The 14682-nt window shown below is 70.2% G+C and carries 20 protein-coding genes; 10 read left to right on the top strand and 10 right to left on the bottom strand.

Annotated features, from left to right (window positions below):
- Positions 1-92: 92 nt before the first annotated feature.
- From mutS to Q0044_RS02115, 4 genes are all read right to left on the bottom strand, one after another.
- A complete protein-coding gene (mutS, locus tag Q0044_RS02130) occupies positions 93-2786 on the bottom strand; it encodes a DNA mismatch repair protein MutS (RefSeq protein ID WP_524536146.1) in 2694 nt (897 codons plus the stop codon).
- A 66-nt stretch (positions 2787-2852) separates the two neighbouring features.
- A complete protein-coding gene (locus Q0044_RS02125; protein ID WP_298158916.1) occupies positions 2853-3743 on the bottom strand; it encodes an aldo/keto reductase in 891 nt (296 codons plus the stop codon).
- A gap of 79 nt (positions 3744-3822) precedes the next feature.
- Positions 3823-4455, bottom strand: a complete 633-nt coding sequence (gene maiA, locus Q0044_RS02120) for a maleylacetoacetate isomerase (RefSeq protein WP_298158914.1) — start codon at positions 4453-4455, stop codon at positions 3823-3825.
- The gene (locus Q0044_RS02115; protein WP_298158912.1) at positions 4452-5105 is read right to left on the bottom strand and encodes a fumarylacetoacetate hydrolase family protein; all 654 of its coding nucleotides are present in this window, start codon (positions 5103-5105) and stop codon (positions 4452-4454) included. The genes maiA and Q0044_RS02115 overlap by 4 nt, the downstream gene beginning before the upstream one ends.
- Before the next feature lie 211 nt (positions 5106-5316).
- On the opposite strand from Q0044_RS02115, the gene Q0044_RS02110 reads away from it, so the two are divergent.
- The 3 genes from Q0044_RS02110 to Q0044_RS02100 all read left to right on the top strand — a co-directional run bounded on the left by Q0044_RS02110 (position 5317) and on the right by Q0044_RS02100 (position 6362).
- Positions 5317-5694: an ElaB/YgaM/YqjD family protein gene (locus Q0044_RS02110; protein ID WP_298158909.1), complete on the top strand. Its 378-nt coding sequence runs from the start codon at positions 5317-5319 to the stop codon at positions 5692-5694.
- Complete coding sequence (locus Q0044_RS02105) at positions 5694-6095, top strand: hypothetical protein (RefSeq protein WP_298158906.1); 402 nt, start codon at positions 5694-5696, stop codon at positions 6093-6095. The genes Q0044_RS02110 and Q0044_RS02105 overlap by 1 nt, the downstream gene beginning before the upstream one ends.
- A 90-nt stretch (positions 6096-6185) precedes the next feature.
- Positions 6186-6362, top strand: a complete 177-nt coding sequence (locus Q0044_RS02100) for a DUF1328 domain-containing protein (protein WP_298158904.1) — start codon at positions 6186-6188, stop codon at positions 6360-6362.
- Positions 6363-6480: 118 nt separating this feature from the next.
- On the opposite strand, the gene Q0044_RS02095 is transcribed toward Q0044_RS02100, so the two are convergent.
- Genes Q0044_RS02095 through Q0044_RS02085 form a run of 3 tightly spaced genes read right to left on the bottom strand, consistent with a single transcriptional unit; the run spans position 6481 to position 8714 of the window.
- Complete coding sequence (locus Q0044_RS02095; protein WP_298158901.1) at positions 6481-7332, bottom strand: metallophosphoesterase family protein; 852 nt, start codon at positions 7330-7332, stop codon at positions 6481-6483.
- 2 nt (positions 7333-7334) lie between these two features.
- Positions 7335-8312, bottom strand: a complete 978-nt coding sequence (locus Q0044_RS02090) for a diacylglycerol/lipid kinase family protein (RefSeq protein WP_298158898.1) — start codon at positions 8310-8312, stop codon at positions 7335-7337.
- A gap of 45 nt (positions 8313-8357) precedes the next feature.
- Positions 8358-8714: a hypothetical protein gene (locus Q0044_RS02085; protein WP_298158895.1), complete on the bottom strand. Its 357-nt coding sequence runs from the start codon at positions 8712-8714 to the stop codon at positions 8358-8360.
- A gap of 158 nt (positions 8715-8872) precedes the next feature.
- Here Q0044_RS02085 and Q0044_RS02080 point away from each other — a divergent pair, with 158 nt between their 5' ends.
- Both Q0044_RS02080 and Q0044_RS02075 read left to right on the top strand, forming a co-directional pair.
- Entirely contained in the window at positions 8873-9217 is a 345-nt protein-coding gene (locus Q0044_RS02080) for a YMGG-like glycine zipper-containing protein (RefSeq protein ID WP_298158891.1), read from the top strand.
- An 82-nt stretch (positions 9218-9299) separates the two neighbouring features.
- Positions 9300-9752, top strand: a complete 453-nt coding sequence (locus tag Q0044_RS02075) for an OmpA family protein (protein WP_298158889.1) — start codon at positions 9300-9302, stop codon at positions 9750-9752.
- Here the strand turns inward: Q0044_RS02075 and Q0044_RS02070 are convergent.
- Positions 9749-10633 carry a methyltransferase domain-containing protein gene (locus Q0044_RS02070; RefSeq protein ID WP_298158887.1) on the bottom strand — a complete coding sequence of 295 codons (885 nt, stop codon included), beginning with the start codon at positions 10631-10633 and terminating at the stop codon, positions 9749-9751. The two genes, Q0044_RS02075 and Q0044_RS02070, sit on opposite strands and share 4 nt — an antisense overlap.
- On the opposite strand from Q0044_RS02070, the gene Q0044_RS02065 reads away from it, so the two are divergent.
- The 5 genes from Q0044_RS02065 (at position 10632) to Q0044_RS02045 (ending at position 13533) form a co-directional block, all read left to right on the top strand.
- On the top strand, positions 10632-11438 hold the full coding sequence (locus tag Q0044_RS02065; RefSeq protein WP_298158885.1) for a ComF family protein: 807 nt from the start codon (positions 10632-10634) through the stop codon (positions 11436-11438). The genes Q0044_RS02070 and Q0044_RS02065 overlap by 2 nt on opposite strands.
- Before the next feature lie 70 nt (positions 11439-11508).
- Entirely contained in the window at positions 11509-11766 is a 258-nt protein-coding gene (gene grxC / locus Q0044_RS02060) for a glutaredoxin 3 (protein WP_298158882.1), read from the top strand.
- Positions 11767-12603 carry a carbon-nitrogen hydrolase family protein gene (locus Q0044_RS02055; RefSeq protein WP_298158879.1) on the top strand — a complete coding sequence of 279 codons (837 nt, stop codon included), beginning with the start codon at positions 11767-11769 and terminating at the stop codon, positions 12601-12603.
- Positions 12600-13034: a DUF1178 family protein gene (locus tag Q0044_RS02050; RefSeq protein ID WP_298158877.1), complete on the top strand. Its 435-nt coding sequence runs from the start codon at positions 12600-12602 to the stop codon at positions 13032-13034. The genes Q0044_RS02055 and Q0044_RS02050 overlap by 4 nt, the downstream gene beginning before the upstream one ends.
- Before the next feature lie 25 nt (positions 13035-13059).
- Complete coding sequence (locus tag Q0044_RS02045) at positions 13060-13533, top strand: GNAT family N-acetyltransferase (RefSeq protein ID WP_298158874.1); 474 nt, start codon at positions 13060-13062, stop codon at positions 13531-13533.
- On the opposite strand, the gene Q0044_RS02040 is transcribed toward Q0044_RS02045, so the two are convergent.
- Entirely contained in the window at positions 13530-13754 is a 225-nt protein-coding gene (locus Q0044_RS02040) for a hypothetical protein (RefSeq protein WP_298158871.1), read from the bottom strand. The two genes, Q0044_RS02045 and Q0044_RS02040, sit on opposite strands and share 4 nt — an antisense overlap.
- Positions 13755-13853: 99 nt before the next feature.
- A complete protein-coding gene (gene ubiG / locus Q0044_RS02035) occupies positions 13854-14630 on the bottom strand; it encodes a bifunctional 2-polyprenyl-6-hydroxyphenol methylase/3-demethylubiquinol 3-O-methyltransferase UbiG (protein WP_298158868.1) in 777 nt (258 codons plus the stop codon).
- Between the last annotated feature and the right edge of the window lie 52 nt (positions 14631-14682).

Genomic DNA, 14682 nt, shown 5'->3' with positions numbered 1-14682 from the left:
GGCATCGTGGCTGAAAAGATCGCCTTCGGCGCCTCCCCCGGTCCGCGCTGCAAGAGCGGCTTGCCGGAGGATGACGAAGGCAAAGGAGAGGGTCACGTCGCCAGTCCCTTCAGCCGGTAGAGTGCCTCGAGCGCCTCCCTCGGCGTCAGCGCATCCGGATCCAGCGCGGCCACCGCCTCATCCACGGCGGATTTCAGCGCCGGGGCCGCCGGTTCCATCACGGCAAACAGGGGCAGGTCATCGAGCCGCCCCTGCGCCGCCTTCTCCGTCTCCAGCCGGTCGAGCACGGCCCGCGCGCGGGCGACCACGGCCGGAGGCACCCCTGCCAGCTTGGCCACCTGGACGCCGTAGGACCGGTCCGCCGCCCCCGGCGCCGCCTCGTGCAGAAAGACCAGTTCGCCGTTCCACTCCTTGGCCTTCATGGACAGGTTGCAGACGTGGTCGAGCCGCTCCTCCAGCCGGGCCAGCTCGTGGTAGTGGGTCGCGAACAGGGTGCGGGACCGGTTCACGTCGTGCAGGGCCTCGGCGCAGGCCCAGGCGATGGCCAGGCCGTCATAGGTGGCCGTGCCGCGCCCGATCTCGTCCAGGACGATGAAACTCTGCGGCGTCGCCTGGGTCAGGATGGCGGCCGTCTCGACCATCTCCATCATGAAGGTGGAGCGGCCCCGCGCCAGATCGTCTCCGGCGCCCACCCGGCTGAACAGCCGGTCGACAACGCCGAGCCGCATCGATTTCGCCGGCACGAAACAGGACCCTTGCGCCAGCACCACCAGAAGCGCGTTCTGGCGCAGGAAGGTCGACTTGCCGGCCATGTTCGGCCCGGTGACGATCGAAAGGCGGGCGCAGCCGACGCCGTCCCCGTCCAGTTTGCAGTCGTTGGGCGTGAACGGATCGCCCGCCCGCTTCACCGCCGCCTCGACCACAGGGTGACGCCCGGCCTCGACCACGAAGACCTTCGAATCGTCCACCACCGGCCGCACAGCCCCGACCTCTTCCGCCCATTCGGCCAGGGCGGTTGTGGCGTCGAGCTCGGCCAGGGCGTCGGCCACGGCCTGCAACGGCATGGCAAGTGACTGGACAGTCTGGCACCAGACCTCGAAGGTCTCGCCCTCCATGGCCAGGGCCCGGTGTCCGGCCTGGCTGATCTTCGCGTCCAGCTCCGACAGTTCGACCGTGGTGAACCGCACCTGGGCCGCCAGGGTCTGACGGTGGATGAACGGGCTCTCCGGCCCCGCCCGGAACAGGGGTTCCGCGTGTTTGGCTGTGGTCTCGAGGAAATAGCCGAGCACCGCATTGTGCCGGACCTTGAACGGCACGCCGCTGTCGGCCACGGCCCGGGCCTCCAGATCGGCGACGACGCGGCGGCTGTCGTCACGCAGCGTCCGGGCCGCATCCAGCTCCGGCCGGAAGCCCGGCTTCACGAAGCCGCCGTCGCGGGCCAGATGCGGCGGGTCCTCGGCCAGCCCCTCGGCCAGATCGAGCATCAGCCGGGCCAGATCGGGCGACAGGGTCAGCCGGTCGAGACAGCCGACGATCCGCGCGGGCGGCCCCGTCAACGGGTCGGGCGAGACGGTGAACAGGCCGGCGAGCGCCTCGGCGATGGTCAATCCGGCGCGAATTCCTGCCAGATCGCGCGGGCCGCCGCGTCCGAGCGCCAGTCGCGACACGGCGCGGGCCACATCGGCCGAGGCCTTCAGTCCGTCGCGCAGATCACGGCGCAGGGCGCGCCGCTCCAGCAGCCATTCGACCGCATCCAGTCCATGATTGATTTCGACCGGATTCCGCAGCGGCCGGGCGATCCGCTCGGCCAGGGCCCGCGCCCCGCCCGAGGTCACCGTCCGGTCGAGACAGGCGAGCAAGCTGCCCTCGCGCTCGCCCCTCTGGGTCCGGTCGATCTCAAGGCTCAGCCGCGTCGCCGGATCGATGGCGAGGAAGCCGGTCTCGCCCGACCTGCGCGGCGGGGACAGGGCCGGGACCTTGCCGGCCTGGGTCGTCTCCAGATAGGCGGCGATGAGGCCCAGGGCCGAGACCTCCGCCTCCTCGAAGGCCCCGAATCCGTCCAGCGAGGCGACGCCGTAGAGGCGTGCCACCCGACCGCCCGCCGCCGCCGGCTCGGCGACAGCGGACGCCAGCGCCTGGACCACGCCGCCCGACCCGTCGAGCGCGCCCTTCAGCCCGGGATCGGAATAGAGTTTGTCGGTGACCAGCACCTCCGACGGCCGGAAGGCCGCCAGGGTCGCACCGAGGTCGCCGAGGTCGCAGGCGACGCAGTCCACCGCCCCGGCCGACAGCTCGACCACCGCCACGGCCGCCCGACCCCGCCGGATCGCCACGGCCGCCAGCCGGTTGGCGCCGCGCGCGTCCAGCAGCGAATCCTCGGTCAGGGTGCCCGGCGTCACCACCCGCACGATGTCGCGCCGGACGATGGCCTTGGAGCCGCGCTTCTTCGCCTCGGCGGGATCCTCCATCTGTTCGCAGATGGCCACGCGGAAGCCCTGACGGATCAGCCGGGCGATATAACCCTCGGCCGCATGGTGGGGCATGCCGCACATGGCGATGTCCTCGCCCAGATGCTTGCCCCGTTTGGTCAGGGTCAGGCCGATGGCCGCCGCCACCAGCTCCGCGTCCCTGAAGAACAGCTCGTAGAAATCCCCCATGCGGAAGAACAGCACCGCATCCGGCTGCGACGCCTTGGCCGCCAGATACTGGGCCATGAAGGGCGTGACGGCGCCTTGATCAGCGGCGCTCGTTTCGGTCTTCGGCGGATGGGAGAGGGGGGCGTTCATGACGTCCCGTCAGGGTGACGGATCGTCCGCGTCGGCTCAAGCTATTCCTCCCCCGTCGGGGCAGGATCAGGCCGCGACCCGCTGGCGGTATCCCGCGCTCAGCACCGCCGGCTCCTGGAAGGCCAGGGCGTCCCAGTCCAGGTCGGGGCGCGGGGCGTGGGCGGCGGCCAGGACCGCGCGCAGCTCGGCGGCCGAGGCGACGCTCGCGACCACGGCGGCGGCCGGCGGCAGGCCGAGGCAGAAGGCGAGCGCCGCCTGCATCGGATCGATCCGCGCCTCGGCCAGACGCCGCCGGGTGCGCGACAGGGCGATGCCGTGATCGGCCAGATGCGGCGGCAGGTTTTCCTGGTTGGTGAACAACAGGCCCCGCGCGAACACTGACGAGACATGGACGTCGACGCCCATCCCGGCGAGGTCGCTCAGAACGCCTTCGGTGACCGGCCTCTGGTCGAGGATATTGCAGGGCATCTGCACCACGTCGGGCTGGAAACGGCGCGCGAGCAGCGTCGGTCCGTCCTCCATCGTCGCCATGAAGCCGATGCGCTTGTAGAGGCCGCGGTCCTTGAGCGCCTGCATCCGGTCCCACAGGGCGCGGCCCTCGGCACCGGCCAGGTCGGACGCGCCGGAGGCCAGCAGGACGTCGCCGCGCGGCAGGCCCATCCGCTCCAGCGAACGCCGGGCGCGGGCCTCGACCCGGTCCAGACCCTCGGACAGGGCCACGGTGCGCACGGTCACGGAGAAGGGCGACGGGAAGGGCCAGGCCTGTCCCAGCAGCCGCTCGCCGTCGCCGGTCGGGCGGGTGGCGATCAGGGCGACCCCGGCGTCAGCGGCCGTCTGCAACAGGGTGCGCATCGCCTCTTCGCGCGCGCCGACGGGAACGGGGAGTGCGCGCTCGGGCTCGGTCACGACCGCGAGGGCCAGCTTCGCGGCCGGAGAAGGGGAAACGCGTGATTTCACCCCGGCACTCTGCACCACCAATGCTTAAGCGATGCTGAGGGAGACCCTACCGGTTCCTTACCGGCGGAACACGGCTCGGTCAGTCGGCGCCGGGCTGCAGGTCCGGATGGGCGGCGGCGAAGGCGGGGTGGGCCAGGGCTCGCGCCTCGATCGCCGTCAGGGCCGGGAAGGGCGTCAGGTCCACATTGAACCGCCGGGCCGAAAACAGCTGGGGGATCAGATAACAGTCGGCCAGGGTCGGGGTGTCGCCATGCAGCCAGCCGCTCCCCTGTTTCGCCGTCAGCGCCGTCAGGGCCTCGAACCCGGGAACCATCCAGCGCCCGGCCCAGGCGTCGATCTGCGCCTGATCCGCGCCGAAGGTCCCGCGCAGTTCGCTCAGGACCCGCAGATTGTTCAGCGGATGGATGTCCGAGGCGATGAGCCCGACCATTCCCCGCACCTGGGCCCGGCCGATGGCGTCTGACGGCATCAGGGCCGGTTCGGGGAAGGTGTCGTCCAGCCATTCCAGGATCGCGGTGCTCTGGGTGATGACGACCCCATCCACCTCCAGCGCCGGGACCAGTCCCTGCGGATTCAGCCTGAGGAAGGCCTCCGATCGCTGCGCCCCGGTGCGCAGGTCGATGTCGTGCGGCTCGTACGCGACCCCCTTCAGGTTGAGGGCGATCCGCGTCCGATAGGCCGCGCTGGAGCGGAAATAGCCGTGCAGGATCATTTTACGGTGAACCTCAGGGTTTCGAGACCGGCGATGGTCGCCTCGACGACGTCGCCTGCGACCAAAGGTCCGACGCCCTCGGGCGTGCCGGTGAAGATCAGGTCGCCGGGCTGCAGGGCCCACAGCTCGCCCGCCTTTTCGACGATCTCGGCCGGGTTCCAGATCATCTCGGACAGGGTCGAGGCCTGTTTCGTCTCGCCGTTGACGGTGATCGCAATGGCCCCCGCCGGTTCTGGCAGGGCGCCGAGCGTCAGGGGGCCGCAGGGGGCCGACTGGTCGAACCCCTTGGCCGCGTCCCACGGTCTCCCCTTTACCTTGGCCTGGGCCTGAAGATCGCGCCGCGTCAGATCGACGCCGACGGCCCAGCCCGCGATCGTTCCGCCCTCGCCGATGGCGGCGACCAGTTCGACCTCGTAGTGCAGGTTCGATGTCGCCGACGGATAGGCGGGGTCCGCGCCGTCGGTGACGATGGCGTCCGCGGGCTTGGAAAAGAAGAAGGGCGCCTGGCGCGTCGGGTCGCTGCCCATCTCACGCGCATGGGCCGCATAGTTCTGGCCCACACAGAGGATCCGCCGCACCGGGAAACGGCGATCATCGTCGGCGATGGGCAGGGAGACGGTCGGGGCGGGAGGGAAGAGGAAGGAGGTCATGGGCCCAGTAGGCAGTAGGCAGTAGGCAATAGGCAATAGGGTTCTGGCGAGGTCAGCCGGCCATCGCGGCCACCCACGGCCTACTGCCTACTGCCTATGCCCTACTGCCTCGCGCCTTCGTGCTGCACCGCAAGGAACCGCCGCCCTAATCTGGCGTTGACCGCACTAGGCCTGTATCTACGGCAAAGCTGACAAAACGGAGCGCGGCATCATGGCGACCTCGAAGGCACGTGAAGACATCAAGAACGACCTCAACACCCTCAAGGAGGACCTGAAGGTCGGGGCCCGCGAGGAAACCGCGCGCCTCAAGGCCAAGGCGGCCGAGACCGAGGCCCGCCTGCGCGAGAAGGCCGCCGAGGCCGACGCCCGCATCCGCGAGCGCGCCGACGAACTGCGCGACCAGGCCCGCGGCTATTACGACCAGGCCCGCGTGCGCGGCCGCGAATATTACGACGACGCCTCCGAGCGGTTCGACGAGGCCCAGCGTTACATCACCGAGCGGGTCCAGGAACGTCCGGTCCAGTCGACCGCCATCGCCCTGGGCGTCGGCATCGTGCTCGGCCTGCTGCTCGCGGGCCGTCGCCGCTGATGATCGGCAAGGGGCTGGTCAAGAAACTGACGGCGGCCTTCGTGGTCGCCGCCAGCGCCTTCGTCGCCATCGTGGCGCTGGGCGCGACCCTCTACTACGCGCTCGCCCTGGTCCTGCCGCCGCTCGGCGCGGCGGCGATCACGGCCGGGGTCTTCGCCCTGATCGCCATCGTGGTCGCCGTCGTCTTCCTGAACGCCTCCGGCGCGATGGACGACGAGGACGACTATGAGGATGTGGCTCCGGGTCTGGGGAGCCGCGCCGTGGCCCTGTTCCGCCAGCGTCCGATCCTGGGCACGGTCGCGGCCCTGGCCGGCGGCTGGATCTTCCTGCGCAACCCGGCCCTGGCGACCATGGTCGCGGCGGCCTTCACCGAGAAGTCGCACGGCCGGTACCGGCGATAGGCGGAACGGCGGGTCCTCCGGGACGTTGATCAGACAGGCGGCGTCGAGGTTGGGCGGCGCCTGTCATCAACCCTCTCAAGGAGGCCTCCCATGATCCGCTGGGCCATCATCTTCCTCGTTGTCGCCCTCGTCGCCGCCGTTCTCGGCTTCGGCGGCATCGCCGACTTCTCGTTCGAAATCGCGAAGTTCGTCGCCGTCATCGCCATCATCCTGTTCGTCATCTCCCTGGTCGCGGGCGGACTCAGGGGGCGCGGGACGCGCATATAGCGGGCTGAGGCCCGCACATCAGACAAGAGCCGCGGCCTTCGGGTCGCGGCTTCTTGCTTGTCGGGCCCCTCCTCGGAGACGGCCACCCCGGGGGCAAGCCTGAATCGAGGCTGCGAGCTCACACCGCCGCCGCCTCCTTGACCCCCCGCACGGCCGGATCGGGCGCCGTTTCGGCATGGCGGGTGTCCTGGCGACGCGGCAGTTTCCACGACTGGCTGCATTCGAACCGCTCGCCGGTCCAGGCGATGGCGTTGATCGTGATCTGGTGCCTGTCCCAGACGATCTCGTTGAAGCTCGGCGGCGTGCCCCGCTCGCGGTGCGACAGGGTCCCGCAGCCGATGGCGTAGGAACAGCGGTCCGACAGGTCGATCGGCAGGGCGAAGGGCACATGCACATGGCCCGTAGTGATCAGATCGACCCCGGCCTCGGCGAAGATTTCCGCCGCCGCGTCGCCGCGCTTCACCTCGCCGGTCATCGGCGCACCGATCATCTCGATCAGCGGGTGGTGGCAGGCCAGGATGCGCAGGGCTCCGACCGGGGCGGCGCGCAGGGCCTCGGCCGCGCGCCGGGTCTGGTCCAGATCGATGACGCCCTTGGACCAGTTGGCCCGGGCCTGCCAGCCCCGGGCCGTCGTGACGCCGCGCACCATGACCGTATCGGAGACGAACTCCCCGTCATGGGCCGGGTGGCCGGTCGCCGTCTCGAACGCCTTCCACGGCCAGAACAACCGCGCCGCCACGTCCCAGTAGGGGACGTCGTGGTTGCCGACGATGACGAAGCGCGGCGTCGGCATGGCCTTGATCCAGGCGCCGGCCGCCGAAAACTCGTCCGGATAGCCCTTCTGGGTGATGTCGCCGGTGATCAGGATCAGGTCGCTGGGCGCGGCGTGGGCGTAGTCGAGCGCGGCGGCGCAGGCGTGTTTGTGCTCGACCCCGAAATGGATGTCCGAAAACTGGAGGACCCGTCCCATGCTCAGGCCGCGCCCTCGACCGGGGCGGGCGCGGGGGGCTCGGGGACCAGGGCGTTGAAGGCCTTGGCGATGAAGGTCACGGTCGTGTCGTGGGGCAACAGGGTCGGCTCGCCGTCCAGCACGGCCGGGATGCGCGAGCGGGCCTTGATGCGGATGCGCCTGGCGGGCCGGGTCACGACCGACGGGTCCTGACGCCAGTCGCTGAACAGGGCCGTGGCCGCCAGGCGGAAGGCCTGGGCCGCGTCGGCGGGATCCATCGCTGCGGCCTCCAGCCCGACCGGTTCGTCCATGGCCGTGGAGATCATCGGACTGATCAGGACCAGGGCCTCGCTCTTGCGCGCCTTGCCGCCGTCCAGCTCGACCCGGATCTTGCCGGAGAAGGCGCGACGCAGGGCGCGCCGGCCATAGGTCCAGGCCAGGCTGAGCTTGCCGGTTCGCATGGCCTCGCGCGCCGGGGCCCACAGGGCGGGCGAGCCGAAGATGCCGGCGCAATAGAAGGCCTGGCCCTCGACCGAGCCGCCCGAGACGCACTGGGACCGGCCGTGCTCCAGGGCGTTTCTCAGGGCCACCTTCCAGTCGGTCGTGCCGTAGAGGGCTTTCGGCAGCATGTTCATGGTCCCGCCCGGCAGGGGCGCGACCAGCGGACCCTTGGGCCCGGCCTTCGAGGCCGCCGCCCGCGCCGTGCCGTCGCCGGCCAGGACGAACAGCACATCCGGCGCGGACGCCAGGGCCGTGTTGATCTGGGCGTCCATCGTGGCGCCGACCAGTTCGACGACCTCCGCCTCGCACGGATACCCGGCCAGGATCGCCTCGACCTCGGCCGCAGCGCGCGGGCCGACCGAGCCGGACAGGGGATTGACCAGCACCACCACCCGTTTGATCGGGACGTGGCGCGTCAAGACGCGCGGCTCCGCGCCCGCCTCCGTGGCGGTCTGATCGGGCGTCGGGGGTTCGACGTCAGGCAGGATCGTATCGGTCATTCGCCCCGAACGCACTGTCTCGCCGGGCGTTCCGGCGAAGCTTCACTATTGTGTCGGGGGCGTCGGGGCCGCGGTCGCGGCGGCGGCGTCCAGGGCGTCCCCGGTCTTCGTGGCGGCGGCTCCGGCCTTGTCGGCGGCGACCTCTGCGGCCTCCGGAGCCTGACCGATCAGGGTCCTGCCCTGGTTCACGCCGGCGGTGATCCAGCCGTCCATCAAGGCCCCGCCTTCGGCCAGCGACCTTTCCTTGATGCCCAGCACCGCGGTCAGGACGCCGAACAGGGCCAGCAGGGTCACGATCACGCCGACGAGGCCGCCGCCGCCGCCGCTCGAGCGACGCTTGGTGCGGGCCCACACAGGGCTGGCGTGGTCGTCCGAACTCCGGACCGGTTCAGGAAAACGCATGGTGACTCCCCCTCGACTGTCGTTTCGCCGGCCACGCCCCTCGCGCGCCGGCTTCGACAGTCATATGACATCGTTAACCGGGAGCATAGGCGCGGAACCTCTGCCATAATCCAGCGTTCTCGCTTTCGGGGCGAACATCAGGAATGAAGGACCATCTCATGAACAAGGCGATTATCGCGATCGGGGCCGCCGGCCTGCTGGCCTCGGCCTGCGCCAGTGACCCCTACGGCAACGGCTCCAACGAAACGGTCCGCCAGGGCGCCATCGGCGCCGGCATCGGTGCGATCGCGGGTGCCATCATCGGCAACAATGTCGGCAGCGGCAACGCCGCGACCGGCGCCCTCATCGGTGGCCTCGCCGGCGGCGCCATCGGCGCCGTCCGCGGCTCACAAGCCGACCGCAACAACCAGCAGCGCTACCGCGATAACCGCGGAAATTACTACTACTGCTACGACAACCGCCAGGACGAGTGCTACTGGGAAAACGGTCAGCGTCGCTACTAGGATACTGAACCGCAAGGTTTTTCAGGGCGGCTCGTCACCCGACGGGCCGCCCTTGCCATGACGAGATCACGGAGCGGGCGAGATGACGATGCGATCGACGGCTCTGGCGGCGAGTCTGGCGGCGGTGGCCCTGACGGGGTGTTCGACGCCCGGAACACCGAGGCGGGAAGATCTGGTGGCCGAACCCTCGGCCTGCGCCGCAAGGCGGTTCGACATCTATTTCGCTGAGGACCAGGCGACCCTGACCGACGCGGCGCGAACGGCCATCGGTCTGACCGCGACCCAGCTTCAGGGCTGCAGGATCACCATGGTCCGGGTCCTCGGGCTGGCCTCATCGACGGGCGGCGCGGACGCCAACCAGGCCCTGTCCGAACAGCGTGCCCTGGCGGTCGCCGAGGCGCTGACGGCCGCCGGCTGGCCGACGCCGGCCTTTGAACTGTCCGCCGCCGGCGACCAGGGGGCGACGACCGCCTCGGGCCTGGCCGAACCCCTGCGCCGCCGTACCGAGGTGCTGGTCGAGGCCTCGCCCCTCTAGTCGCCCCGCCGGCCGTGCTCGACCACGCCCAGGGCGTCGGCGAGGCGGACCCTGGCCGAACCGCGCGGCAGGGGCTTTGGCTGGCTCTCGTGCGGAGCCCAACCGGCCAGATTGACGATCTCGAACGTCGCCGGGATACGGCCGTCCGCCTCGCCGTACCGATCTGAATAAAGGGCCGCCGCCCGCGCGATGATCGGCCGGGTCAGGGGGCGGATCGTCCCCGCCAGCACATTGGTCTCGCCCATGGCGCGCAGGTCGCGGATCAGGGCGAACAGGTCCGGATAGCGCACCGTCAGCCTGTCCACGTCCGCCACCGGCAGGGCGAACCCCGCCCTCTGCAACAAGCCCGCCCCGTCGAACCCGTCGGCGAAGGGCGAGACCCGCGCCTGGGCCCCGCCGCGTTCGGCCAGCTCGGCCTCGGTCAGCACCCCGCGCAACTCTTTCAGCGTCCCCGCGCCCAGCAGGGTCCCGAGAAACAGCCCGTCCGGCTTCAGGGCCCGCCGGATCTGGCTCAGCGCGCCGGGCAGGTCATTGGCCCAGTGCAGCGTCATCAGCGACACGATCAGATCGACCGACCCCGCCTCGATCTCCAGGGTCCTCGCCCCCGGCCCCGCCCGGTCCGACCGATCCCCGACCGCCCGCGGCGCCCCGACCCGACCTGCGGCGTCGCTGTCGGCCAGGGCCAGGGCGAACGGAGCCGGATGCGCCGACAGGTCGACGGCGACCGGAAACTCCCGCAAGGTCGCCTCCAGACTGAGAACGGCGTTCTCGGCGGCACGGCGATGCAGGAAGTCGGCGTCGGCGAAGCGGCGCTCCGACCGCGCCAGCCGGGCGGCCCGCCGTGCGGCGTCGAAGATCAGGGGAGGGCCGGTTTCGGTCATGGCTGTTCAGGATGGGGGTTGGGGAGGGCGTTGGGAAGACGGCCGGTCACGGATCGGTCGCGGTCTGACGGCGTTCGGGCGCGGCGTGGCGGATCTGATCCTGCCGCCCATGGCCCACGACAGCCGTGAGGCCACCGCCGCCGCGGGGCTGACCGCGGGCGCCTGGAGCCGGGTGATCTTTCTGGAGGACCCGGTCTGCGACGGCTGCGGGGCGGCGTTTGAGTATGACGGCGGCGACTTCGCCTCCGACCGCTGCGCCCCCTGTATCGCCCAGCCCTATGGTTTCGCCCGGACCCGCGCCGCCTGCGTCTATGACAATGCCTCCCGCGGGCTGATCCTGAAGTTCAAACATGGCGACCAGCAGCAGTTCGCCGCCCTGTTCGCCCGCTGGCTGGGCCGCGCCGCCGCGCCCCTGATCGAGGACTGCGACGCCGTTGTGCCCGTGCCCCTGCACCCCTCCCGACTTCTGGCCCGGCGCTTCAACCAGGCCGCCGAGATCGCCCGGCCCCTGGCCCGGACGGCGAAGCGCGACTATCTGCCTGACGCCCTGATCCGCGCCCGCGCCACCGGAACCCAGGGCGGCAAGAGCCTGAGAGGCCGCAAACTCAATGTGAGATCCGCCTTCGCCGTCAGCGAATCCGGGGCGCGACAGGTTCGAGGTCGGCGGATCCTTCTGATCGACGATGTCCTGACCACCGGGGCCACGGCCGAAGCCTGCACCCGGGTCTTGCTGGACGCCGGAGCCCGCGCCGTGGACGTCGCCGTCATCGCGAGGGTGCGAACCGCGCGGGAACTGCCTAGATAGGCGAACGGTTCGACCTGCACGGCCTTTGCACCGTGCACGGTCGATCAAAATGCACTTTCGGAGATCCGCCTTGGCCGACGTCGTCCTCTACACCAAACCCGGTTGCCCCTACTGCATCGCGGCCATGGGTCTGCTGACGCGCAAGGGCGTCGATTTCACCGAGATCGTGGCCTCCAACGATCCGGAAAAGAAGGCCGAGATGATCCAGAAGTCCGGCGGCAAGGCCACCTTCCCCCAGATCTTCATCAACGGAAAACACATCGGCGGCTCCGACGACATGAGTGCGCTGGACCGGCGCGGCCAGCTCGACGACCTTCTGGCGGCCTGAATGTCAGCGGGTCTGCCCATCGCCCTGATCCAGACCCGCACCCCTGCCACGCAGGCGGCGGCTCTGGCCCACATCGAACCCCTGATCCGTCAGGCGGCGGCGGAGGGCGCCAAATTCATCCTGACGCCCGAAGGCTCGAACCTCCTGGAACAGCGCAGGGACCGGCGCGGCCTCGCCATCGTCAGCGAGCGGCAGGATGGTGTGGTCGTGGGCCTGCGACATCTGGCGGCCGAGCTGGGCGTCTGGATCCTGATCGGCTCGGCCATCGTCAGGTCGGAGCATGAGGGCGACGACCGTGCCGCCAACCGCTCCCTGCTGATCGACGCCAACGGCGGCATCGTCGCCCGCTATGACAAGCTGCACGTCTTCGACGTCGACCTGCCCAATGGCGAGACCTACCGCGAGAGCGCGACCATCCGGCCCGGCGACGGCGCGGCCGTGGCCGACACGCCCTGGGGCCGTCTGGGGATGGCGGTCTGCTACGACATCCGCTTCCCCCACCTGTTCCGCCAGCTGGCCAAGGCAGGGGCCTGCATGATCTCGGTCCCCGCCGCCTTTACCGTCCCGACGGGCGAGGCCCATTGGGAGACCCTGTTGCGCGCCCGCGCCATCGAGACCGGCGCCTTCGTCCTCGCCCCCGCCCAGGGCGGGACGCACGAGGACGGCCGCAGGACCTGGGGCCGGTCGACCGTCGTCGGCCCCTGGGGCGAGGTGATCGCCAAATTGGATCACGACGAACCCGGCGTGCTGCATGCGACGCTCGACTTCGCCGCCGTCGAGACGGCCCGCGCCTCGGTGCCCGCCCTGCGTCACGACCGCGAGTTCACGGCGCCATGATCCGCTACGCCCTCGCCTGCGATCACAGCCACCCGTTCGAGGCTTGGTTCAGCTCGTCCTCGGACTATGACGACCAGGCGGCGCGCGGCCTCGTCGAATGCCCCTTCTGCGGCTCCCGGGCCGTCGCCAAACAGATCATGGCCCCGGCCGTGGCGGGCACGAAAAGGCGCGGCGCCGATCCGGACACGGCGGCGAAGGTCCAGACGATGATGATGCAGGCCGCCCGCGAGGTGCGCAGCCACGTCGAGCAGAATTTCGACTATGTCGGCGATGCCTTCGCCCGCGAGGCCCGCGACATCCATGAGGGCCGGTCCGAGAAACGCGAAATCTACGGCGAGGCCACGCCCGCCGAGGTCAGGGCCCTGAAAGAGGACGGCATCCCCTGCGCCGCCCTGCCGCCGGCCCCGATCGACCCGACCAAGGCCAACTGAGGTGGGAGCAACCGGCTGGCGGTCGATGACCGCGGCCGATCTCGACCGGGTCGCGGAGATCGCCGTCATCGGCTTTCCCGACCATTTCGAGGGCCGCCCCTGTTTCGCGAACCGGCTGGCGTTCAACGCCCCGGGCTGTTTCGTGCTCCAGACGCCGGGCGGGCTGGAGGGCTATCTGGTCGCCTATCCCTGGCGGGAGGGGGCGGCGCCGACCCTGAACACCCTGATCGAGGCGATCCCGGCGGACGCCGGGGTTTTGTATCTCCACGACCTTGCCCTTACCCCGGCGGTCCGGGGCCAGGGCTGGTCGAAACCGGCCGTGCAGGCGGTGGTCGATCTGGCGCGGGCGGGGGGCTGGGCGACCATCGCCCTGGTCGCCGTCAATGACGCCGTCGACTTCTGGCGCGGTCACGGATTCGCGGTGCGGCAGACGCCGGAGATGACGGCCAAACTGGCCAGCTACGGCTCCGACGCCCGCTACATGGTCCGAACCGTCTAGCTGCGGGTCCAGCCCTTCTCGGCCATACAGGCGCGGAAGGCGTCGCGGCTCTCGGTGCGTTCGTCGCAGTCGTCACGGGCGGCGTCGAACGGCTGGGCGTTGTTGCCGTGCCAGGCGGCTTCGTCGCTCATGTCGGCGCCGTTCACCATGATGCAGCCCGAGGTCATCAGGGCGGAGGCGAGGACGGCCGCGGTCGCGGTCAGGGTCAGAAGGCGTTTCATCGGGAGGTCTCCATTGCGAGGAGTCCCCAATGCCAGCCCGGATCGTCCGAATCCCGTTACAAAACCGACAGCTGGATGAAATCGCCGTAAGCCTGGCCGTCAGTCCCGTGTCGCCAGCATCATGAAATTGATGTCCGCGTCGGCGCTCTCACGCCAGCGGTCGCTGAGAAGCGAATACTCCAGGCCGAACGGGCCGGTCACCTCGAGGGGCTCGCCCGCCAGCATCGACCGGATCTCGTCCGGCTTGAGGAACTGGCGCCAGTCATGTGTGCCCGCCGGGACCCACCGAAGCACGTATTCCGCCGCGACCTTGCCCAGGGCCAGCGACTTCAGCGTCCGGTTCAGCGTCGCCACCACCATGATCCCGCCCGGCGCGACCAGACGTGAACAGGCGCGGATGAAGGCCTCCGGGTCAGCGACATGCTCGATGATCTCCAGCACCAGAACGACATCGAACGGCCCCGCGCCTTCACCCTCGACCTGTTCGACGGTCGCGGCGCGATAGGCGATGTCCAGGCCCTGTTCGGCGGCATGGGCCCGGGCCGTGCCGATATTCTCGGACGAGGCGTCGACGGCCGTGACCTGGAACCCCATCCGCCGCATCGGCTCGGCGATCAGGCCGCCGCCGCAGCCGATGTCGATCAGGGTCAGGCCTTCGAACGGCGCGCGCGTCTTCGGGTCGCGGCCGAACCGTTCGGCGACCCGGTCGCGGATGAAGGCCAGACGCGCGGGATTGAACCTGTGAAGCGGCGCGAACGGCCCCGTCGCGTCCCACCATTCCGCCGCCTGGGCCGAGAACCGGGCCACGTCAGCGGGGTCGATGCTGGCGCCTTCGGCCTTATCGGAAAAACCTTGCCCCGTTTGGGGTTTGCGCATCGGCGACGGGTCGGTAGAAGCGGCCATGGGCGCAAGGGTGAACCCCTTTTGC

This window comes from Brevundimonas sp. (assembly GCF_027484365.1).
Lineage (GTDB): Bacteria > Pseudomonadota > Alphaproteobacteria > Caulobacterales > Caulobacteraceae > Brevundimonas.
Note: the sequence above shows the minus strand (reverse complement) of the source record. Positions and strands in the feature narration are given on the sequence as shown.